At 48.9% G+C, this 20,246-nt stretch carries 20 protein-coding genes; 12 read left to right on the forward strand and 8 right to left on the reverse strand.

Going from position 1 to position 20,246, the window contains the following annotated elements; genetic code table 11:
• Positions 1–9 precede the first annotated feature (9 nt).
• From AMM03_RS05255 to AMM03_RS05265, 3 genes are read left to right on the forward strand one after another with little or no spacing between them, the layout of a single operon-like run.
• Positions 10–819, forward strand: a complete 810-nt coding sequence (locus AMM03_RS05255; protein ID WP_090129438.1) for a carbohydrate ABC transporter permease — start codon at positions 10–12, stop codon at positions 817–819.
• Positions 820–845: 26 nt separating this feature from the next.
• A complete protein-coding gene (locus AMM03_RS05260) occupies positions 846–2,231 on the forward strand; it encodes a GH1 family beta-glucosidase (protein WP_090129439.1) in 1,386 nt (461 codons plus the stop codon).
• Between the two features lie 4 nt (positions 2,232–2,235).
• A complete protein-coding gene (locus AMM03_RS05265; protein ID WP_090129440.1) occupies positions 2,236–3,291 on the forward strand; it encodes an ABC transporter ATP-binding protein in 1,056 nt (351 codons plus the stop codon).
• Positions 3,292–3,358: 67 nt separating this feature from the next.
• Here AMM03_RS05265 and AMM03_RS05270 read toward each other — a convergent pair whose 3' ends face one another.
• Both AMM03_RS05270 and AMM03_RS05275 read right to left on the reverse strand, forming a co-directional pair.
• Complete coding sequence (locus AMM03_RS05270) at positions 3,359–5,134, reverse strand: glycosyl hydrolase family 17 protein (protein WP_090129441.1); 1,776 nt, start codon at positions 5,132–5,134, stop codon at positions 3,359–3,361.
• Positions 5,135–5,148: 14 nt separating this feature from the next.
• The gene (locus AMM03_RS05275; protein WP_090129442.1) at positions 5,149–6,474 is read right to left on the reverse strand and encodes a porin family protein; all 1,326 of its coding nucleotides are present in this window, start codon (positions 6,472–6,474) and stop codon (positions 5,149–5,151) included.
• Between the two features lie 185 nt (positions 6,475–6,659).
• Between AMM03_RS05275 and AMM03_RS05280 the strand changes: the two genes are divergently transcribed.
• The 3 genes from AMM03_RS05280 to AMM03_RS05290 all read left to right on the forward strand — a co-directional run bounded on the left by AMM03_RS05280 (position 6,660) and on the right by AMM03_RS05290 (position 11,319).
• Positions 6,660–8,960: a glycosyl hydrolase gene (locus AMM03_RS05280; protein ID WP_194942786.1), complete on the forward strand. Its 2,301-nt coding sequence runs from the start codon at positions 6,660–6,662 to the stop codon at positions 8,958–8,960.
• Complete coding sequence (locus AMM03_RS05285) at positions 8,950–9,843, forward strand: glycoside hydrolase family 16 protein (protein WP_228764578.1); 894 nt, start codon at positions 8,950–8,952, stop codon at positions 9,841–9,843. Before AMM03_RS05280 ends, AMM03_RS05285 begins: the two co-directional genes overlap by 11 nt.
• A 126-nt stretch (positions 9,844–9,969) precedes the next feature.
• A complete protein-coding gene (locus tag AMM03_RS05290) occupies positions 9,970–11,319 on the forward strand; it encodes a hypothetical protein (protein ID WP_194942787.1) in 1,350 nt (449 codons plus the stop codon).
• A gap of 136 nt (positions 11,320–11,455) precedes the next feature.
• On the opposite strand, the gene AMM03_RS05295 is transcribed toward AMM03_RS05290, so the two are convergent.
• The 3 genes from AMM03_RS05295 to AMM03_RS05305 all read right to left on the reverse strand — a co-directional run bounded on the left by AMM03_RS05295 (position 11,456) and on the right by AMM03_RS05305 (position 12,456).
• Complete coding sequence (locus AMM03_RS05295) at positions 11,456–11,725, reverse strand: hypothetical protein (protein ID WP_090129446.1); 270 nt, start codon at positions 11,723–11,725, stop codon at positions 11,456–11,458.
• A 97-nt stretch (positions 11,726–11,822) separates the two neighbouring features.
• On the reverse strand, positions 11,823–12,020 hold the full coding sequence (locus AMM03_RS05300; RefSeq protein ID WP_228764579.1) for a helix-turn-helix transcriptional regulator: 198 nt from the start codon (positions 12,018–12,020) through the stop codon (positions 11,823–11,825).
• Positions 12,021–12,027: 7 nt separating this feature from the next.
• Positions 12,028–12,456: a DUF2178 domain-containing protein gene (locus AMM03_RS05305; RefSeq protein WP_090129448.1), complete on the reverse strand. Its 429-nt coding sequence runs from the start codon at positions 12,454–12,456 to the stop codon at positions 12,028–12,030.
• Between the two features lie 303 nt (positions 12,457–12,759).
• Between AMM03_RS05305 and AMM03_RS05310 the strand changes: the two genes are divergently transcribed.
• From AMM03_RS05310 to AMM03_RS05335, 6 genes are read left to right on the forward strand one after another with little or no spacing between them, the layout of a single operon-like run.
• Complete coding sequence (locus AMM03_RS05310) at positions 12,760–13,971, forward strand: GspE/PulE family protein (protein WP_090129449.1); 1,212 nt, start codon at positions 12,760–12,762, stop codon at positions 13,969–13,971.
• Entirely contained in the window at positions 13,961–15,142 is a 1,182-nt protein-coding gene (locus tag AMM03_RS05315; RefSeq protein WP_194942788.1) for a type II secretion system F family protein, read from the forward strand. Before AMM03_RS05310 ends, AMM03_RS05315 begins: the two co-directional genes overlap by 11 nt.
• A complete protein-coding gene (locus AMM03_RS05320; protein ID WP_090129451.1) occupies positions 15,142–15,951 on the forward strand; it encodes a prepilin peptidase in 810 nt (269 codons plus the stop codon). Before AMM03_RS05315 ends, AMM03_RS05320 begins: the two co-directional genes overlap by 1 nt.
• A 7-nt stretch (positions 15,952–15,958) precedes the next feature.
• Positions 15,959–16,570: a dephospho-CoA kinase gene (gene coaE, locus AMM03_RS05325; RefSeq protein WP_090129452.1), complete on the forward strand. Its 612-nt coding sequence runs from the start codon at positions 15,959–15,961 to the stop codon at positions 16,568–16,570.
• Positions 16,571–16,592: 22 nt separating this feature from the next.
• Positions 16,593–17,348: a cell division protein ZapD gene (gene zapD, locus AMM03_RS05330; protein WP_090130611.1), complete on the forward strand. Its 756-nt coding sequence runs from the start codon at positions 16,593–16,595 to the stop codon at positions 17,346–17,348.
• A gap of 13 nt (positions 17,349–17,361) precedes the next feature.
• Entirely contained in the window at positions 17,362–17,568 is a 207-nt protein-coding gene (locus AMM03_RS05335) for a DNA gyrase inhibitor YacG (RefSeq protein ID WP_090129453.1), read from the forward strand.
• A gap of 27 nt (positions 17,569–17,595) precedes the next feature.
• Here the strand turns inward: AMM03_RS05335 and AMM03_RS05340 are convergent, their stop codons facing one another.
• The 3 genes from AMM03_RS05340 to argJ are packed head-to-tail and all read right to left on the reverse strand — an operon-like array spanning position 17,596 to position 20,245.
• Positions 17,596–18,108 carry an NUDIX domain-containing protein gene (locus AMM03_RS05340; RefSeq protein WP_090129454.1) on the reverse strand — a complete coding sequence of 171 codons (513 nt, stop codon included), beginning with the start codon at positions 18,106–18,108 and terminating at the stop codon, positions 17,596–17,598.
• Positions 18,105–19,001, reverse strand: a complete 897-nt coding sequence (locus AMM03_RS05345) for an ATP-binding protein (protein ID WP_090129455.1) — start codon at positions 18,999–19,001, stop codon at positions 18,105–18,107. The genes AMM03_RS05340 and AMM03_RS05345 overlap by 4 nt, the downstream gene beginning before the upstream one ends.
• Positions 18,998–20,245, reverse strand: a complete 1,248-nt coding sequence (argJ, locus tag AMM03_RS05350) for a bifunctional glutamate N-acetyltransferase/amino-acid acetyltransferase ArgJ (RefSeq protein ID WP_090129456.1) — start codon at positions 20,243–20,245, stop codon at positions 18,998–19,000. Before argJ ends, AMM03_RS05345 begins: the two co-directional genes overlap by 4 nt.
• Position 20,246: the final 1 nt, after the last annotated feature.

The raw sequence follows: 20,246 nt of genomic DNA on the forward strand, positions 1-20,246 counted from the left end.
ATACCAGGCATGCAAGTTGGATCTGCCTATATTTTGGTGGGCCTAGGCAGCCTCATTATGCTGGCGCCTTTTTATTTCATGTTTGTGTTTGCCACTCACACTAAAACTGAAATATTTACGCTACCCCCGCCCATTTGGCCAGGCTCCGCGTTATTTGATAACTTGAAAATTCTGACTGAAAAAATTCAATTCTGGAACAGTTTAGGTTGGAGTCTCTATATCGCGCTGGCCTCTACTTTTTTAACGCTTATTTTTTGTTCCATGGGCGGATACGCCTTTGCCATGTTTGAATTCAAGTTCAAAAAATCATTGTTCTTGCTGGTCATGGGCACCATGCTGATCCCTTCTTTCCTAGGCATGATTCCTAGCTTCATGATCATGGATGCGTTAGGCTGGATTGATCAACCACGAGCGCTTTATATACCTGGCGCTGCAAGTGCTTTTGGCATTTTTTTGATGCGTCAATTTGTTTTGACCTCTATTCCTAAAGACTTGATCGAAGCCGCACGAATGGATGGCTGCACTGAACTGGGAATTTACATAAGAATCGTTTTGCCATTGCTACAACCGGCTTTGGGCACACTGGGGTTGATCACTTTCATTGCCTCATGGAATAACTTTATTGGGCCATTGATCGTGATGCGATCGCCCGAGATGTACACCTTGCCATTGGCCTTACGCAGCATGCAAAGCCCAGTGGACACAGAGTGGGGGGCGCTTATGACAGGTTCCGCCATTGCAACTGTGCCACTTTTGGTTTTATTTGCTTTTTCTTCCAAACGATTGATTGAAGGTCTGACTACAGGCGCCGTCAAATAATTTCAACCTGAACCTCCATTTTTAAAATGACCGATTTAAATCTCTCTGAACTCAAAAAAAAATTTCCCACAAATTTTGCATGGGGCGTGGCAACCTCCGCATTTCAAATTGAAGGCGCTGGAAAATCAGACGGCAAAGGCCTCTCCATTTGGGATAAATTTTGCGAACAACCAGGCGTCATTGCCGATGGCAGCGACGGAATGAATGCCTGCGACCACTACAACAGGTGGGAGCAAGATATTCAAATGATTGCCGATCTGGGTGTCAATACCTATCGACTGTCCGTATCTTGGCCACGGGTTCAGCCTGACGGGCAAGGCGCTTGGAATGACAAGGGTATGGACTTCTACGAAAGACTGATTGACCGCCTGTTGGAGAAAAATATTTCGCCTTCCGTGACGCTTAATCACTGGGACTTGCCTGACTCACTTCAACAAATTGGCGGTTGGGCCAATCGCGACACAGTGCACCGTTTTGTGGATTACGCACGAAACGTTGCCAGTAAGCTGAGCGATCGGGTTTACAGCTTTACAACTCACAATGAGCCTTGGGTTATCTCGCATCTTGGGCATGAATCGGGCATTTTTGCACCTGGCATCAAGCACAGAGGCATTGCGACACAAGTATCACATCACCTGCTGCTAAGTCATGGCCTTGCATTACAGGCTATCAGGGCTGATCAATGCAATGCCAAGTTAGGCATTGTGTTGAACTTGGCGCCCATGCACCCAGCGTCGCCTTCGCCTGCTGACCTGAAGAAGACAAAAATCGAAGATGGACGTCTTTTACGCTGGTACCTAGACCCCCTCTTAAAAGGTCATTACCCCGAAGATGTTTTAGATTTTTTAGGTACAGATGCGCCGCAAATGCATTCAGGTGATTTACTCAACATTCAACAACCATTAGATTTCTTAGGTGTCAATTACTACTCACGCTCAGTGGTCACCGCCGAAGGTACATGGGATGTTGCAAAGGGTGGCTTGCCCTTAACCGACATGAATTGGGAAATTTATCCTCAAGGTCTTACTGAGTTGTTGACCCGCATACACAAAGATTACAAAGTACCCCCCATTTACATTACTGAGAACGGCGCAGCGTTTAAAGATGAAGCAGTCAAGGGTCTTGTGCATGACAAACAACGGGTAGATTATCTGAAAGATCACATCACTGCTGTAGCCTCAGCAATCGATCAGGGCGTACCTGTAGCAGGCTACATGGTTTGGAGCTTGATGGACAACTTTGAATGGGCCAGTGGCTATGAAAAACGCTTTGGCATTGTGCACGTCAACTTTGAGACACAGGCTCGAACCTTAAAGGACAGCGCAAAATGGTACCAACAATTCCTTAAACTTCCTAAGTTGGACACGGATCACGCCACAGCCCCAAAAATTGATTTACCCCAAGAAAGCTAAAGTCATGGGAAGTGTAGTACTTGAAGAAATTCACAAAAGCTATGGCCAGCACGAAGTCATTCGAGGCGTTAATCTCGAAGTAAAAGATGGCGAATTTTTGGTATTTGTTGGACCTTCCGGCTGTGGAAAATCAACGACTTTGCGCATGATCGCGGGCCTTGAAGACATTACCTCTGGACAGCTAACAATTGATGGCGTTCAAAGCACGCACACTCACCCTGCCGACCGAGGTGTGGCAATGGTCTTTCAAAGTTATGCCCTCTATCCACACATGACCGTCGAAGAAAACATGGGCTTCTCTCTGAAGATGTCTGGAATGAGTCGCAAAGATCGAGAAGTTCAAGTTCGTCAGGCTGCAGAAGTATTAAAAATCGATCACATGTTGGCCAGGTATCCCAAAGAGTTGTCTGGCGGCGAAAGGCAACGCGTTGCCATAGGCAGAGCCATTGTTCGCAAACCCAAAGTTTTCCTTTTCGATGAACCTTTGTCTAACCTAGATGCCGCTTTGCGCGTCAACATGCGAATTGAATTGTCTAGGCTTCATAAAGAATTGGGAACCACCATGATTTATGTCACCCACGACCAAGTGGAAGCCATGACCATGGGAGACCGAATAGCTGTTTTCAATCAAGGGAAAATTGAACAGCTTGGTGCGCCTCTCGATTTGTACAACCAACCGTGCAACACTTTTGTAGCCACATTCTTGGGTGCTCCGCGAATCAATCTGATTGAGAAACCGTTGGCACACAGCGCTAACGAGCAAGTTAAGCAATGGTGGCAACAACACACCCAGAGTTTCAAGGTAGAACCGCACGCCATGGGCATCCGTCCCGAACACATTGATATTGTCAAAGATGGTAGCGGCCTATCTGCAACCGTGGTGCTGGCAGAACACTTGGGAGATGCATCCATCTACCACTGCCAAGTGGAGGGGTTTTCTGCGTTGCTAAATGTAAAAAGCAGTTCAGGATCGCATTTTCAAAATGGCGATCACCTACATCTACAAATCAATGCCAATGGCATTTTGGCTTTTAACGGACAAGGTCTGCGTATTCATTAGACCATTGCAACGGAATAAAAAGCCCGGCGTTTGGAAGTCCAAACGCCGGGCTTTTTGTCAGGCGGATTTATTTAGACCAGTAAACGTTATCGATGTAAAGCTTGGTGCGGTCGTTGTAATTATTGGCTTTACCAGTCTTCGCATAGCGGTCGGCAATCACCAGCGGGTTGGTCACTCTGCTGAGATCCAACCTCGAATTGGCAGAGCTTTCTAGACCAAAAGCTCTTGCACCTTGAGGTGTGATGTCTCGAATAGGAATAGTGACATTGTGCCAATTGCCATCGTTGCGATAACCATAAGTGTTGTTGTTAGGATCAACGACTAAATAAACATCGTATGCGCTGCTAGCGGCAGTAGTGCCAGTTAAGAATCCAATTTCGATTTTCCCAGGGTAGGTAGTTTTAATACTCAGATTCAAATTGCCACTGCTTGCAAATTGCGAGAGATCATCTGAGGTGGTTTGCAATGCTGCAATTAGACCCCATCCCCAACTTGCAGGTGCGGGCGTGATTTCAAGCGAATTAGGGCCATCACCTGTTACATAACTCAGTGCACTTGAGCCAGCATATGCTGTTGGTGTTGCGTCCCAACCCACCCAGAATGGGATTTCGGTAGGACGAACTTCGTTGGCGGTAACGGTATCCGCGAATACGGTGTAACGATTCGCAGAAACAGTGCCATTGCTTTGAGTGGGTATGAAGTAGACCGCGTCAGTGGCTGAGTAAGAACCTGATTCCCATTTGTCGCTCGAGTACAGTGACTGAACAACATAGCGAGCTTGTCGATTGACGTTGAACAGGCCCCATTTATCGTCTGCCCTCTTCCATGGCTCATCGAAAGCCTCAAAGTAAAAGATGGATTTCGGTTTGGACGCAGACGAAGCGCTTAGCCATGCAGTTAAGCGATCAAAGTACATCTTTTGGTTAACTGGATGTGCACGGAAATTTTCGTTACCTGATGCAACTGCTTTCCAACCTGTCTCTCCCACAACGATAGGCACATTGTTAAGGCCCAAGCTATCCATGTGAGTTCTGACCGCTGAAAAGTCACTCTGTGCCGCTGCAATTGCAGCATCCATCATTGCTGCAGCTCTTTGATTTGCAGGCGTATTGACTTGTTGCCAATTCCATTTATTTGCATCATGTATAGAGTCAGCTAACGGATAGGTGTGCATTGCCACAAAATCGACTGCATTCAGAATGGCTTTGGGATCTTGATTGCCACTAGCCTTTGCAAAAAATGCCCAATTGTCGTCTGTGGTCACAGGCTGAGTTACTTGGCTTCTGACTGAGTTGATGTAACGCACCATATCGTTTACTGGTACTGGATTGAAAGACCAATTGACCATGGTTTCGTTGCCCACACTGAGCGCCAAAACTGTAGAGCGATGACTGTTGGCCAATGAGACTGCGCGGACAATTTCTGCTTGGTTTGCGGCATCACTGCCAGACTGAATCCATACGCCTAACATGACCTTGATGTCCAAATTGTTATCCCTAATGGTTTCAAGAACAACTTTAGCCATGGCATCACTGCTGTTAAACAAGCGAATTAGCGTGAACCCGCCCTCCTGTAACAATCGCAAGTCTTGCAACACATTGGCAGTGGTGACTTGTTCATTCTGAAAATTGGTAGCGTCTGACGTTGTACTCCGGTAAGGAGCATAAGACACTGCTTTTCGTGTTCCAAAATCTGAACTTAACGTTCTAATTTGAACACCATTGGATGGCACGACACCTCCCCCTCCACAGGCAACCAAAGCGAACGACATGCCAAGAGAAATGAGAAATGCCAGACCTCTGTTTATATAAGTTGTCATGATGAAGTTATTAAAGTTTTTCATAGCTGTTCTTTAACTTAGAACACATAGACGGCACCAAGGCCAGCCCAATTGCCTGAACGAGTAACACGTGAATCTACATTGGTAAAGGCGGCGTTACCTGGCATTGACATCGGTGCTAAGCCTAGTCGGCCATAGCGAACCATGCCGACAAACCCATAAACTTGCAATCCATTGCCCATGTCGTAACCCAAGCCCAACGTATTAACCAAAGCAGAATTGCTCTGACCGCGCTCACTTGGATTTTGGGTACTGGCTTTACCTAGGTAGGCCATACCTGTGTGAGCCGTCCATTGACCCATCCGGTAACGTGCGCCCACCATGGCATCGTTTGATGTGGAGGCGTAGCCAGGATTGGCTACACCATTCAATGAGCCATTCCAATCAACGTTAAACATATTGTTCCATTGGGCTGGATCACCAGGGACGGTGATCACTGCATAGGCGCCACTCCATCGATTTCGTCGAATACCACCGGTTAACTCAAGACGTGCATCCCACTGGTAACGCGCCATGACCATGCCAATTGACTGACCCGACCCGCCCAGCTTTGCATCATCGGCAATATTCGGGGTCAAACTTGTAAAAGGCCCATGGCTCCAAGCTTGAGGATTGCCATTGCGGGAGTCTTGGAACATCGCATCAACCACCAAATCGCCTTGGCGGTATTGCGCATAAAGCTCTAAGAATTTGGGTTGATTAATTTTAAAATCGCGATTGCCTTGGTCGTAACTTGCTTCAAGCACAAGATCGCCATTGGCTACGTCCATGATTCGTGATGTGTAGCGTACAGCTTTTGTCAACAATCCATATCCGGCACCGCTTGAACCCCAAACGTCTGCAACACCAATGTTGGTTCCATAAGGATAATCGGCAATGCTCCAGGTCCTTGTTGTCATTGCGCCAATTCGGATACTGCCGTAATCGTCATGACTGATGGCTGCATTTTTCTCATACCAAAAGCCAGGAATATCCTCTTTACCATCGCGCCATCGTTGACTCACCAAAGCATTGAACTTAAAGCCTTGGCCTAAATCGTATTTAGCGCCTAGCCAAGGTTGGAACAAAGTGACATGCGTGTTGCTGGTGCCATAAGGCTTGCCGATAACCAATTCGTCTGCCCAAAGTCTTTGTTTATTTTCGGCGGGAAACTTTTGGCAATCATTGCAATGGTTGCTGCCTCGCTGCGCTTCCGCTTTGGCAAAGCCGGTCAAGCTGAACATGCCATCAGGACCAAAATCAATGGCGTGGCTGACCGCTTGCGAGCTCAGCAAAATGGCGAACGCGCCTGCTTTGAACACTGAGGTCAATCGAATAGCAGGTGAAGTTGTAAATTTTTTCATAATGGCATTTATTTGAAAGCGCTTTCATAATCTTAAATAGTCGGTAACAAATGGTCAAGGATCAGTGATTCTGGTTTACCCTAATTTTAAAAAAATCAATGCATGGGAAAACCCGCGCTGGTTTTTTGAAAGCGCTTTCATTATCATCTGTCTACTTTCATTTTGGACCAACGGTCTGCGACGCCATGAAGTTCTTTATCCACATCTCAAATATCGCCTTCAGCGCTGTGCTGTTGGTTGGCTTTCTGATGCCTGCACAATCCGAGGCACAAAATATTGCATTGGGGGCAGGAAGTTATACGCAACAACCTAAAGGCAGAGATCCCCGCCCTCCTGCTGCGCCTTTCAGAACAGCAAACTTACTGAACCAAGCCGCACCTACCAACCAGTGGTATTCCACACTCATTTTTCATGAGAAACCTGAAGCTCTTTTTGCACATCCACTAAGCGTTAAAGCCACATCGACGGGTATCGAAGTGGCACTACCGCAGCAAGAGGTAATTCCGACCGAAAGGCAAGATGTTGAGATTCATTACGCCCACAAAAATCCAGTCCTGATTTCAAGCGCAACATTTGAAACCGGCAAAGCCAAATTAGCCAGAATAAGTGATTGGTCCATTGACATTAGCCAAGCCATTGCACAGGACCAGTTGTTAACAACCGTTTCGCATGGCAGCCCCTATGTTTATTTCCAAGTGAATCGTGGCAATTTGCACATCGTAACGCCTGCAGCTGCATCGCGTTTGTATGAAATAGCGGGTACGCCATTGCCCTCTGATCCTCGGCATTTGGTATTGGATTCGCAGGGACAAATTTTTGTATTTTTTGGGCCTACAGGAGTCGTCTGGGAGAAACTGAACGACAAAAAATGGACCGCTCGCCTGCCAGACGGAAAAGGTTTTTTGTCTGCCTCTGTATTACCTGAAAACTCCTTAGTAGCTTTCAATCGCATCAAAGAACACGCATACGCCTTCATCACAGACACAAAAGTAGACTGGCAATTCAATCAAACAAAAAGCCAAGTTGTGACGCAATTCAAAGCCAGCAGCAAGGTGATGGAGGGCCCGAGAGTTCCGCCCCTTTTAGGCTTGTACCCGCACCATTGGCATCAAAATTCTGACGTTACAGGCAAATTAACAGGCGCTTATCAAACACTCAGAGGACCCATCAAACTGCTGGCCTCGGATACATTCAAAACAACTGCAACATACAACGGCTATGTGCCTTTTTGGCCTGGTATTTCAGACGAAACTCAAGCCAAGGAACTGCGCGACATTTACAAAACCGACCTTCGTAATGCCAGAAGGATGATGCTTGAGATTGGCGTCGGACCCTACTGGCAAGGCAAAGGTTTACAGCGCATCAGCAAATTGATGGATGTGGCCGAGCAACAAGGCGACATCGAGGCCAGAGACGCCTTGTTGACATTGCTTAAAACTCGCATTGAACAATGGTTTTCTGGAAAAGACAATAAGACATACTTTCATCTAGATCGCACATTGGGAACGGTCATTGCTTACCCTGAAGAATATTTCAGCATTGAGCAAATGAATGATCACCATTTTCATTATGGCTACTGGATTAGAACCATGGCCGATATTGCTTTGCGAGATCCCAAATGGGCCAGTGCTGAGCAATGGGGGGGCATGGTGAATCTGCTGATTTCAGACATTGCTACAGGTGAAAGAGGACGCCCTGATTTTCCTTTCTTGAGAAACTTTGATCCCTACGAAGGTCACTCTTGGGCATCCGGTGTTGGCCTGGGTGCACACGGCAACAATCAAGAGTCTTCCTCTGAAGCTATCAATGCGTGGGCGGGCATCATTCAATGGGCTGAAATTACGGGCAACACCCCACTTCGTGATTTGGGTTTGTACCTTTACACCACAGAAATTGAAGCGATTCATCACTATTGGTTTGACAGCCACGGTATCGTTTTACCCAAGGCCTATAAGAACGCTGAAGTGAGCATGTTGTTTGGTGGCAAATACGCTCACAACACTTGGTGGACCGATGAACCCCGGCAAATTAAGGGGATCAATTTGCTGCCTATCACCACATCCTCTCTGTATCTCGGACGCGCGCCCGATCATGTTCGTCGCAGCGTGGCAACGTTGGGGCCAGAAACTGCAATATTTGCATCACGTGGCAAATATGCAAATCCGCCTGATATTTGGCAAGACATCTTTGCCAAGTACCTGGCCCTGGCCGACCCGCAGCAAGGCCTTGCAAGTTGGAAAAGATGGGGTTCCTTTGAGCTGGGTGAGACACGCACACATGCCCTGCATTGGCTTTACAGCCTGAACTCAATGGGCACACCCGATTTCAGTGTCACGGCCAATACAACTTTTTATTCAGTCTTTAAAAACGCTAAAGGCGTCAAAACTTACTTGGCTTTCAATGCCGGCCAATCTGACCTTAAAGTTCAATTCAGTGATGGCAAAAGCATGACAGTGAAACCTGGAAAATTGTTGCGTGAATTCTAAGATTTACACACTATGGATGGCACTTTTCATTCTGCCATTGGCATCATGCGGTGGCGGCTCTTCTAGCCCCACACCGACTAACTTCAACACAACGGAAAACACCGTGCAAGTCAACACCTCCAACACCAAGCCAGGCTGGGATCTCGTATGGTCTGATGAATTTGACGCCAATGGGCTACCCAATCCTAGCAAGTGGGCCTATGACACTGACCACAACCGAAGTGGTTGGTTCAACAACGAGAAACAGTACTACGCTGCAAATCGTTTAGAAAATTCGCGAGTTGAAAATGGAAAATTAATTTTGACTGCTCGGAAAGAGCGGTTGACGTCCGCTTCTGATTTTGGCGGTCAAAACTACACGTCAACTCGACTTGTCACTCGTGGACGAGCCAGTTGGACGTATGGATTTTTTGAAATTAGAGCCAAGATGCCTTGTGGACGCGGTACATGGCCCGCAATTTGGACGCTTGGCGTTGGTGGACCTGGGGGCATGGTTTGGCCAGACGATGGCGAAATTGACATCATGGAATTTGTTGGCAGCAAACCCAACGAAGTATCTGCAACAGTCCACAACGGCAAATACAACTGGCGGGGAGGCATTCAGCCAACAACGCGCATTGCCTCTGTACCCGATGCATGTACTGCATTCCATAATTACCAACTGACTTGGACTGCTGACAAGATCAGCATTGGAGTCGACGATCGTATCTATTTTGAATATCTCAATCCTAAAAATAGTGACCTAAGCGCTTGGCCTTTTGATCGGCCGCAGTATCTCTTACTCAATATTGCCATTGGAGGCGATTTGGGGGGCGCTGTGGACGACAGCATTTTCCCTGTAGAGATGCAGATTGAGCATGTGCGGGTCTACCAAGCACTCTGATTTTTCAAAACATATAAGACAAAGGGTAAATCCTAGTGTCCGATATAAATCGCATTCAATAGAATATTTTCAAATGAAAGCGCTTTCAGAAAACGCTTTCTCAATAATTTCACAAAGGAGATAACCATGCAATTTAGCCCTAAACGGATTTGCCTTGCCATTGGAACCATAAGTACTGCAGTTTTTTTAGCAGCCTGCGGTGGTGGGTCCAGTGCACCAGCACTTACAAATCAAACAATCACTTTTTCACCTGAAACTACCGGGAATGTGGGGACACCTATCACGCTGTCTGCGACAGCCAGTTCAGGTTTAACTGTTAGCTTTACTTCTTCCACTACAAGTATTTGCACTATCAGCAGCAATTCATTGACTTTGTTAGCTGCTGGCACTTGCTCGGTCAAAGCAGATCAGGCTGGCAATTCAAGCTACGCGGCAGCCCCACAAGTTTCTAGAGAGATTACAGTCAGCTTGCCTGCCACAACTATTGCAAGCTTCAGCGAAACTGGAGTAACAGCGACTGGCTTTGGAAACATGGATGCTGCTGTCATTACAGATCCTAATGTGTCGACCAATAAGGTACTTCAGTTAGTCAAACCAACGAATGGCGAGACTTGGGCCGGCGGTACTATCAACACTTGCGGAGCAGGCAAAATTGGTACTATTCCTACTTTGCCGTTGAGCACTACCAACAAAAAAGTATCATTGCGTGTCTATTCACCCGTTGCCGGTATACCAGTCCGCATGAAACTTGAAGATGCCTCAGACTCCACGCACAGTGTTGAAGCTGAAGTTAATGTTACTGCGGCCAATACATGGGAAACTTTAACATTTGATTTTTCAAATCAGGTCTCCGGAACTGCTGCACTAAACACAAGTTACACATTCAATAAAGCCAGCGTATTTCCTAACTTTGGAACAACTGTTTCAACGGCCAGAATTTTCTATGTTGACGACTTGAAATTCATTGGTTCATCAAGTGTTTCACTGAATTGTCCAGACGCACCGGTCGCTGGGGTGCCATCAACAGCAGCGCCTACGCCAACAGATTTGGCAGCCAATGTTATTTCAATATACAGCGACTCTTATCCAGGTAAAGTTGGTTTAGATACAAACCCAAATTGGGGACAAAATACTCTGACAACAACCGCAACTGTTGCTGGTAATTTGACCCAGAAATATACAAACTTCAACTACCAAGGCATTGACTTTGCAAGCAGTCCAGTCAACGTTTCTACATTTACTTCACTGCACATCGACTTGTGGTCAGACGATGCAACAGCTGTCGATGTTTACATCATAGGTGGCGGCGCTGAGTCTTCTGTGCGAGTTCCTTTGACCGCATCAACATGGAAGAGTATCAATATTCCACTTTCAAGTTATACCGCTGGCGACAAGTCCGCAATCATTCAGATCAAACTCGTTTCTCCAACCCCTGGTACAACTGTTTACATGGACAACTTGTACTTTATTAGATAACTACCAGACTTAACAGCCATAAAAAAGCTGGCACTTTGGGAGGATGACCCCAAAGTGCCAGCTTTTATTTTTTCACTTCTTTAGGTGGGCTGACATCAATCTCACGCTTCAACGACGAAAGTAAACTTAATTTGAGTTACTTCGCCGCAGGCTTAGGCTTTTCAGGGCCTGTCGCTTTCTCCATGCACACAATCTTTGCGGGCTTCTCTTTGTACTCAAATTTGGGGCAAGCACCAGGGGTGCTGTCCTTTTCTACGGCTTGCGGCAAATCAGAGGGCTTCGGCTTGGGGCGTGTGATGCGCTCGGGCACTGCCGATCTTTCAGGCTTTTTGCCATCGCCCTTGGGTGGATCGCTGGCCTGCGCGTTGAACACCAACAGCATGGCCAAGATAAAGATGAATTTCATGGACGCCTCACAGTTGATGCATTGAACCACATTCGATTTTGTTCTGAATGCCGAATCAAAACAAATCGGATTAATTGAGCATTTCTTTAAAAATTGCTCAGTCTTCCCAGTGAAAAACTTCTTGTAGGGGTTGACCTAAAACTTCTGCAATTCTAAAGGCGCATTCCAGGCTAGGTGAATATTTGCCGGCCTCAATGGCAGCAATAGTTTGACGGGTTACACCTACTTGCTCTCCCAAGTCAGACTGCGTCATTTCATTGGCCAAGAAGCGAAAGGTCTTGACCTTGTTTGTCAAGCGCCGCTTAAGCATCAGTGCCTTTGCGGTAGGCACGAATCGTTAAAGAACTGTGGACCACCTCTGCCAGCACAATGACGAAAAACGCGGTGTCAATCAATTCCCAGCGCGTGGCACTAAATGGCATCACCATGCCCACCACAATCATGCCCACCATCATCACTTGATAGGCAACGGATGAGGATTTCAACTCAATCAATTGATCGCGTTCATCCACCAAGTCATGTCCCCGCTGTCGTGCCTGAATCATGTTGTAAGTGCGAACCCCCAAGGCCACCAAAGCCATGACGATCAATGGCATGGACAAGGCAGCCAGACGACTCAGTTCACTATTGCCCTGAACCCATTCAAAGTGATTGAGTTTAGAAAAATAAATCAAAGGGGCAGTCAACAGGCAAATGAGCCAAGCCCAAGCAGTTCTCTCATTTGAATGCATTCTCAAATCCTCAAAGCAAGCTGTCTAAAGCACTTAATGTTAATTTTCTTTAACATTATGTCAATAATAATTAACAAATTAATCAAGTTTTGATATCCGATGCAGGTCGCCTGTGCATTGGCTTGGCAATGGCGCATCAGCAAGCCGCAAGAGTTTGGCCGTGCTCAAAGACACAGAAGATCAAGCCCACTGGAAAAGCGAATTCGAATAAGACTCACAAGTACTTGCAAATCAATCTCCGCCGTATTTCCGCGCCAATCAAGTTCATCATGGAAGTCCTTTCTTCCATCCTGGGGCGCATCAATGGCAACAATTTCTACAAGCACTCGCCCTGCGCATTCAGAGGCCCCTGCAGTTCATTACTTGCAGCAAACCTTTGAAACTGCCTCAGAACTGCGTGCTTCCGACATTCATTTCGAGCCCTTTGAGCATTTTTACAGAGTACGCTTGCGCATCGACGGCGTTCTGCAAGAAATAACGCCACCTCCCTTTGAGTTTCGGGAGCACATTGCATCACGCATCAAGGTTTTGGCCAGCTTAGACATTGCCGAAAAACGCCTGCCCCAAGATGGCCGCATGAGCATCGGCCTTCAAAATGCAACCCGTCTCAATTTGCGCATCAGCACCCTACCCACCCTGTTTGGCGAAAAATTGGTGGTTCGCATTTTGTCCAGCGACCTCGACAAACTCAATTTTGACCGCTTGGGTTATGCAACTTCTGATCAGCATCAATTGCGCGAGTCGCTGCAAAAGCCCCACGGCATGATTTTGGTCACGGGGCCAACAGGCTCAGGCAAGTCGCAGTCTTTGTATGCCTGCCTCAATTTGCTCAACAAAACCGAAATTAACATTGCCTCAGTTGAAGACCCTTCAGAAATTCAACTGCCAGGTGTCAATCAAGTCAATGTCAAAGAAAAAATTGGCCTTAACTTTGCCACCACCTTGAGGGCTTTCTTAAGGCAAGACCCCGATGTGCTCATGGTGGGCGAAATTCGCGATCACGAAACCGCCGACATGGCCATCAAAGCATCTCAAACAGGCCACTTGGTCTTGTCTACTTTGCACACACAAGATGCGCCAAGCGCCTTGGTCAGACTCAGAAACATGGGCATTGCCACCTACAACTTAGCCTCTAGTATCAGTTTGATATCGGCCCAACGACTGGTTCGCCGCCTGTGCAGTCATTGCAAAGTACCCATCATGGTCTCCAGCACCTTGCTCAAAGATTTAGGGTGGCAAGCACAACATGTTCATACAGAAAAACCGCGCCAGTTTTATTCAGCGCAGGGTTGTACGCAATGTCACAAAGGCTATTGGGGCCGCATTGGCATCTTTCAATTGATGCCCATCTCACCCGTCATCCAACACCTCATTTTGCAAGACGCCAGCCGCAGCGCCCTGGCTGCTCAAGCTGACAAAGAGGGGGTCATGTCACTTCGGCATGGCGGTTTGGTACAAGCGGCATTGGGTATCACTTCTATTTCTGAAGTATTGGCGCACACAGATGTCCATTAAAAACGCCAGCGCCTTGGCAACGCCGAGTTTGACTTCCAAGGTCATGGCTTCCAACGACTTGGCCATGCGACGAGCCTTGGCAAGGCGCCAGCCATTGCAAGCGCAAATCGCGTCCTCCAAAAAAGTGCCTAGCAAGACCCTCAATGTCTTCACCCGTCAATGGGCTGCCCTCATGCGAGCAGGTATTCCATTGGCCCAAGCTTTCGATCTCTTGAGTCAAAGCGCGGTAGGTTCAAGCAGCGTACGCAAACACTTTGCTAGCACTTTGCAAGGTCTGCGCACCGATGTCTTATCGGGTCAATCGCTTCACAAGGCTTTTCAAAAACACCCGAAGGTATTTGATGCACTTTATTGCAACCTATTGCACGCAGGCGAAAGCGCAGGCATTTTAGAAAAAGTACTGAGCCGTTTGGCAGACACCCTAGAAGCCCAAGCATTGCTCAAAGCCAAACTCAAAAACGCCATCATTTACCCGTTCAGCATTTTGGTCGTTTCATGTGGGGTTATCACGGTCATCATGCTGTGGGTCATTCCCATTTTTGAAGAAGTTTTCAAAAGCATGGGCGCTAGCTTGCCATGGGCAACACAGTGTTTGGTCGATGCCAGTCACCTTGTTTCAGAATGGGCTTGGGCCATTGGTTTAGCCATGGCTCTGCTGGCTTTATTGAGCCAACAATTGCACACCCGATGGTTGGCATTTCAAATGGCCTCCGAGCAAGCCATGTTTGCATTGCCTGTTTTAGGCCCCCTCTGCCAAGCAGCCATGAATGTCCGGTGGGCTCACAGTTTGTCTGCTTTGCTAGAGGCCGGCATGCCTTTGGCCGATGCAGTATTTCCTGCTGGCGGCGCCACCCTATCGCCCAACATTCAGTCCTTCACGCCTCTTTTGGCCAAACAACTTCAAGAGGGCAACAGTTTGCACAAGGCCATGTCAAAATCGGGCTTGTTTTCACCCATGCTGGTTCAAATGTGTGCCATTGGCGAAGAAACCGGATCACTCGACAACATGCTGCTGCGCGCAGCTCAACTCATGGAATCCGATGTGAACCAAGGCCTTGGTAACTTGTCTACTTTGCTAGAACCCATTCTGATGGTGGTGCTGGGCACACTCATCGGCGGTATTTTGATCGCGCTGTATTTGCCCATTTTCAACATTGGTCAGGTTTTTTAATGTCTTTCACACATCTAAGCTCACTGAGCTTTGAAGCCATCCTTGTGTTTGCCCTGTTGGGACTCATTGTGGGCAGCTTTATAAATGTACTCATCCATCGCCTGCCTGTCATGATCCTGGCATCAGAGGACAACCCCGCCTCTGAATTCAACTTAATGACGCCGCGTTCGCATTGCCCTCACTGCCACCACCGCTTGCAATGGTTCGAACTCATTCCTTTGTTTTCTTATGTTTTTTTAAAAGGTCGCTGCCGTCACTGCGCACAAAGCATTTCAATGCGTTACCCAGTGGTTGAACTGGTCACCGCGGCCTTGTTCCTCTTGTGCTTGCATCAATATGGTTTCACGCTTCAAGCCTTGGCGGCTTGTTTTTTCTGCGCCACCTTGCTGGCCTTGGCTTGGATCGATGCAGAAACTTTTCTGCTGCCAGACATCCTCACCCAAGCGCTCTTGTGGGTGGGCCTCATTGGCAGTGCGCTGTCATTGACTCACACCCCGCTGTTGCAGTCACTCGGTGGCGCGGTCTTGGGTTATGGGCTTTTGTGGCTGGTCAGTTGGGGCTTTGAAAAGTTGGCTGGCAAAGAGGGCATGGGCCAAGGCGATCTCAAACTGCTGGCAGGTTTGGGTGCGTGGGTGGGTGTCTGGAGCTTGCTGCCCTTGATTTTGTTGGCTTCTATTTCTGGACTGATTTTTGGTATCGTCCAAAAATTTCGGGGTCAACTGGGTCACAATGGACACTTCGCTTTTGGACCTTTTTTAGCCCTTTCTGGATTCGCATGTTTCTTTTTAGGAATTTCCATGGGAGCCTAAGCCGTTGATGCACAAGCCTCTTCGACTGGGCCTGACAGGCGGCATTGGCAGCGGCAAAAGCACCGTTGCCAGCTTTTTGGCTGACGCCGGTGCAGCTGTTCTAGACGCCGACGCCATCTCCAGATCGCTTACCCAAGTGGGCGGGCGGGCTATCCCCGCCTTACTTGCTCAGTTTGGCGAAACCATGATCACCCCCGAAGGCGCGCTCAACCGCGACGCCATGCGCAGCTTGGTTTTTACCAACCCCGACAGCAAGCGCCAGCTCGAAAGCATCATTCACCCCTTGGTCAGCTTGGTGCTTCAAGAGCAAGCCCAAACTGCCATTCAACAAGGCGCACCTTGCTTGGTCTTTGATGTGCCCTTGTTGGTAGAAGGCATTGAGCGGTGGCGGCCCCAAGTGGACAAGATCTGTGTGGTCGACTGCACGCCCGAAACTCAAATCCAAAGGGTCATGGCACGCAGCCAGCTCAGCCGTCCAGAAATTGAACGCATCATGTCGCAACAAGCCACTCGCCAACAAAGAATAGCCTGCGCCGATGTGGTCATTTTGAACGACGGTATTGATTTGACCCAACTCCAAACCAAAGTGCGTGAAATGTGGGCCAGCTTCGGGCTATGATCTTGCCAATGAAAGACGCAGCGTGATACTTTACGAATACCCCCTCAACGAACGCATCCGGACTTATTTGCGCCTGCAGCATTTGTTTGCGCGCTTCAACAAGCTCACCCAGCGCTCCGATGCCATCGATCACCATTACGCCCTGACCACCATCTTTGAAATCATGGAAGTGGCGTCGCGGTCTGAGCTCAAGTCTGAAATTCTCAAAGACATCGAGCGCCACAAACAAATGCTCAATGGCTATCGCGGCAATCCTTCTATTTCAGAAAAAGCCCTCGACCTCATCATTGAGCAATTGGACCAACGCTTTGAAGCCCTCAACACCATGGCTGGCAAATTGGGCAGCGCCTTGGGCGAGAGCGAATTTTTAAACAGCATCAAAAGCCGCTCGGCTATTCCAGGCGGCACTTGTGAGTTTGACCTGCCCGCTTACCATGCCTGGCAACATCACGAGCCAGCGGCCAGACAAGCCAACTTGTTCGAATGGTCGCAGCACTTTGGCCCCCTGGCCAACTCCATTCAACTCATGCTAAAAATGATGCGTGAATCGGGCAGCACCCAAAAAGTCATGGCCACGGCCGGACAGTTGCAACAAAACCTGCCACAGGGTCGCAACTTTCAACTGCTGCGCTTGCGCATTGACGACAGCTTAAACCTCACGCCCGAAATCAGTTGCAACCGCCTGCTGGTGGTCATTCGCCTGATGCAACAACAGGCTGATGGCAAGCTCATTGCCAGCAAAGACGACACCCCCTTTGAAATGACGCTTTGCGCTTAATTTGGGGTGTGAGATGAGCGAGCCTTTGGTCAAACCCAAACAAGTCAAGTGCCCCACCTGCGGCGGCCCCAGTTTATTCAGCCCCCAAAACACCTACCGCCCTTTTTGCAGCGCGCGCTGTAAGGGTATCGATCTGGGCGCATGGGCCAACGAGAGCTTCAGGGTGCCTGAAGAGACACCGCCCGATCAAGACAATTTTGGCGATCCCAAATTGCAATAAGTTGCAATAAGTGGCATTGAACAGCGCTTAGGGCTGAGTTGGATGTGCAGAGGGCGTCTGGTGCGTAGGCCCTACAAAACCTTGTTCCTCAGCCAACCAAGTCAAAACGGGAATGGTACCAGGCAATACCGGCACCACTTGCACAGGCAAGCTTTGCCAAGCAAAGTTTTGACCTTCTCGCATTTGTAAGTCGCCCTGCCAACGCGTCACTTTGCAAAAGTTCAAACGAACCAAGGCATGCGGATAGTCGACCAATTGCTGACGCCAAAGTTGAACGTCTTCAATCTTCAAGCCAATCTCTTCTTCGAGTTCGCGAGCCAAAGCCTGCGCGACCGTTTCGTTGGCCTCTAGTTTGCCGCCAGGAAATTCCCAATAGCCTTCGTAGACTTTGCCTGGGGGTCTGGAGGTCAGCAAGAATTGCTGCTCGGCATTGATCAAAATGCCAACCGCTACGTCCACCGTTTTGCGATCTTGTCCACCTTCACGCTGCAGATGGGCGTCGGCCACCAGCAGGGATGGACCTGCTGAAGCTGAACTCATAGTGAACGTTGTGTGGTGGCGCCTTGACCCATGCGGCCCACATAATCGCGCGCAAATTGATACGCCACTCGGCCACTGCGTGAACCGCGTTCTAAGGCCCAAACCAAGGCCTCAGGGCCAGAGGCTTGAATGACAGCCTCACTGGCACCCAAAGACCGCAACCACTGCGCCACGATGCTGAGGTATTCGTCTTGCGAGAACGGATAAAAACTGATCCACAAACCAAAACGTTCAGACAAAGAAATTTTTTCTTCAATCACTTCACCAGGGTGCACTTCACCGTCTTCGGTGTGCGTGTAGGTGAGGTTGTCTTTCATGTGCTCTGGTAACAGATGACGTCGGTTACTGGTAGCGTAAATCAACACATTGGGCGTAGAAGCTGCCACCGAGCCATCCAGAATCGACTTCAAAGCTTTGTAACCACCTTCGCCATCTTCAAAGCTCAGGTCGTCACAAAAAATGATGAATTTCTCTGGGCGACCGGCCACCACATCGACGATGTCTGGCAAATCGGTCAGGTCTTCTTTGTCCACTTCAATGAGGCGCAAGCCTTGCGATGCATAAGCATTCAAGCAGGCCTTAATAAGGGACGATTTGCCCGTACCGCGTGAACCCGTTAGCAGCACGTTGTTGGCGGGCAAGCCTTGCACAAACTGCAAAGTGTTTTGTTGGAGCTTTTCTTTTTGACCGTCAATTTCTTGCAAGTCTTGAAGGCCCATGTCGGACACATGGCGAACACCCTCCAGCACACCATGGCCAGAGGCACGCTTTCTGTAGCGCCATGCAATGGCCTCATGCCATTCGGGCTGACTCAGGGGCTGGGGCAGCACACGCTCGAGGCGCTCCAGCATGAGCACGGCGCGCTCTAAGAGTTTTTCAATTTGAGTACTCATGAGCGGTAGTCTGCGTTGATGGACACGTAGTCGTGGCTGAGGTCGCACGTCCAGACGGTGTCTGTGGCTGTGCCGCGGCCCAAGTCAATGCGAATGGTAATTTCGCTTTGCTTCATGACCCGCTGACCATCGGCTTCTTGATAAGCAGGATTGCGACCGCCGTTTTGAACCACGCACACATCGTCCAAGTACATGGCAATGAGGTCTTGATCTAGATCGTTGATGCCGGCATATCCCACCGCCGCCAAGATGCGGCCCAAGTTGGGGTCACTGGCAAAGAAAGCGGTTTTAACCAGGGGTGAATGCGCAATGGCGTATGCCGCTAAACGGCATTCTTCTGAAGTCTTGCCACCGTCAATGCGAATGGTGATGAACTTGGTAGCGCCTTCGCCGTCGCGAACAATGGCGTGGGCCAATTGCTGAGCTACGGACATCATGGCTGCGCGCAAGGCTTTGCCATCGACTGAGTCCCAGTTAGAAATAACTGGATGCGCGGCTTTGCGCGTGGCCATCACCATGAACGAGTCATTGGTGGAGGTATCGCCATCGATGGTGATGCGATTGAAAGACGAGTTGGCCAAATCGGTGGCCAAGGCAGGCAACAAACTGGCGTCGATGTTGGCATCGGTGGCCAAGAAACCCAGCATGGTGGCCATGTTGGGGCGAATCATGCCCGCGCCTTTGCTGATGCCAGTGATGGTAACGGTTTGGCCAGACAACACCACTTGCGCACTGAAGGCCTTGGGCACCGTGTCGGTGGTCATGATGCCTTCTGCGGCTTTTGCCCAGTGAGCGGTTTGCGCATCGGCAATGGCGGCAGGCATGCCAGCCACAATGCGATCGACAGGCAAGTTCTCCATGATGACGCCAGTGGAGAAAGGCAAAACTTGCTGCGGCTTCACTTTAAGCAAGGCAGCCATGGCGTCCGCAGTGGCACGCGCATCGGCCAAGCCTTTGGCACCAGTGCCTGCATTGGCATTGCCCGTGTTAATCACCAAGGCCCTAATTTGGGTGTCGACTTGAGAAGCTTGAACGTGTGACAAATGCTCTCTGCAAACTTGCACAGGTGCAGCGCAGTATCTGTTTTGCGTGAACACCCCAGCAACCGCCGAGTCCTCGTCCAACAAAATAACGGTTAAATCTTTGCGGCCTACTTTGCGAACGCCAGCTTCCGTGATGCCTAAACGAACACCTGGCACCGGCAAAATGTTGGCAGGGTTGGGGGCTTGAAGATTAACCGTCATG

Origin of the sequence: Limnohabitans sp. Rim11, from assembly GCF_001269365.1 — a bacterium.
Classification (GTDB): domain Bacteria; phylum Pseudomonadota; class Gammaproteobacteria; order Burkholderiales; family Burkholderiaceae_C; genus Limnohabitans_A.

Coding starts and splice junctions, on each gene's coding strand:
- AMM03_RS05270 (WP_090129441.1), bottom strand. CDS start 5,134: ATGAAAAACTTTAATAACTTCATCATGACAACTTATATAAACAGAGGT.
- AMM03_RS05260 (WP_090129439.1), top strand. CDS start 846: ATGACCGATTTAAATCTCTCTGAACTCAAAAAAAAATTTCCCACAAAT.
- AMM03_RS05320 (WP_090129451.1), top strand. CDS start 15,142: ATGTCTTTCACACATCTAAGCTCACTGAGCTTTGAAGCCATCCTTGTG.
- argJ (WP_090129456.1), bottom strand. CDS start 20,245: ATGACGGTTAATCTTCAAGCCCCCAACCCTGCCAACATTTTGCCGGTG.
- AMM03_RS05310 (WP_090129449.1), top strand. CDS start 12,760: ATGGCAACAATTTCTACAAGCACTCGCCCTGCGCATTCAGAGGCCCCT.
- AMM03_RS05265 (WP_090129440.1), top strand. CDS start 2,236: ATGGGAAGTGTAGTACTTGAAGAAATTCACAAAAGCTATGGCCAGCAC.
- AMM03_RS05275 (WP_090129442.1), bottom strand. CDS start 6,474: ATGAAAAAATTTACAACTTCACCTGCTATTCGATTGACCTCAGTGTTC.
- AMM03_RS05335 (WP_090129453.1), top strand. CDS start 17,362: ATGAGCGAGCCTTTGGTCAAACCCAAACAAGTCAAGTGCCCCACCTGC.
- AMM03_RS05280 (WP_194942786.1), top strand. CDS start 6,660: ATGAAGTTCTTTATCCACATCTCAAATATCGCCTTCAGCGCTGTGCTG.
- coaE (WP_090129452.1), top strand. CDS start 15,959: ATGCACAAGCCTCTTCGACTGGGCCTGACAGGCGGCATTGGCAGCGGC.
- AMM03_RS05290 (WP_194942787.1), top strand. CDS start 9,970: ATGCAATTTAGCCCTAAACGGATTTGCCTTGCCATTGGAACCATAAGT.
- AMM03_RS05255 (WP_090129438.1), top strand. CDS start 10: ATGCAAGTTGGATCTGCCTATATTTTGGTGGGCCTAGGCAGCCTCATT.
- AMM03_RS05295 (WP_090129446.1), bottom strand. CDS start 11,725: ATGAAATTCATCTTTATCTTGGCCATGCTGTTGGTGTTCAACGCGCAG.
- AMM03_RS05340 (WP_090129454.1), bottom strand. CDS start 18,108: ATGAGTTCAGCTTCAGCAGGTCCATCCCTGCTGGTGGCCGACGCCCAT.
- AMM03_RS05315 (WP_194942788.1), top strand. CDS start 13,961: ATGTCCATTAAAAACGCCAGCGCCTTGGCAACGCCGAGTTTGACTTCC.
- AMM03_RS05305 (WP_090129448.1), bottom strand. CDS start 12,456: ATGCATTCAAATGAGAGAACTGCTTGGGCTTGGCTCATTTGCCTGTTG.
- AMM03_RS05345 (WP_090129455.1), bottom strand. CDS start 19,001: ATGAGTACTCAAATTGAAAAACTCTTAGAGCGCGCCGTGCTCATGCTG.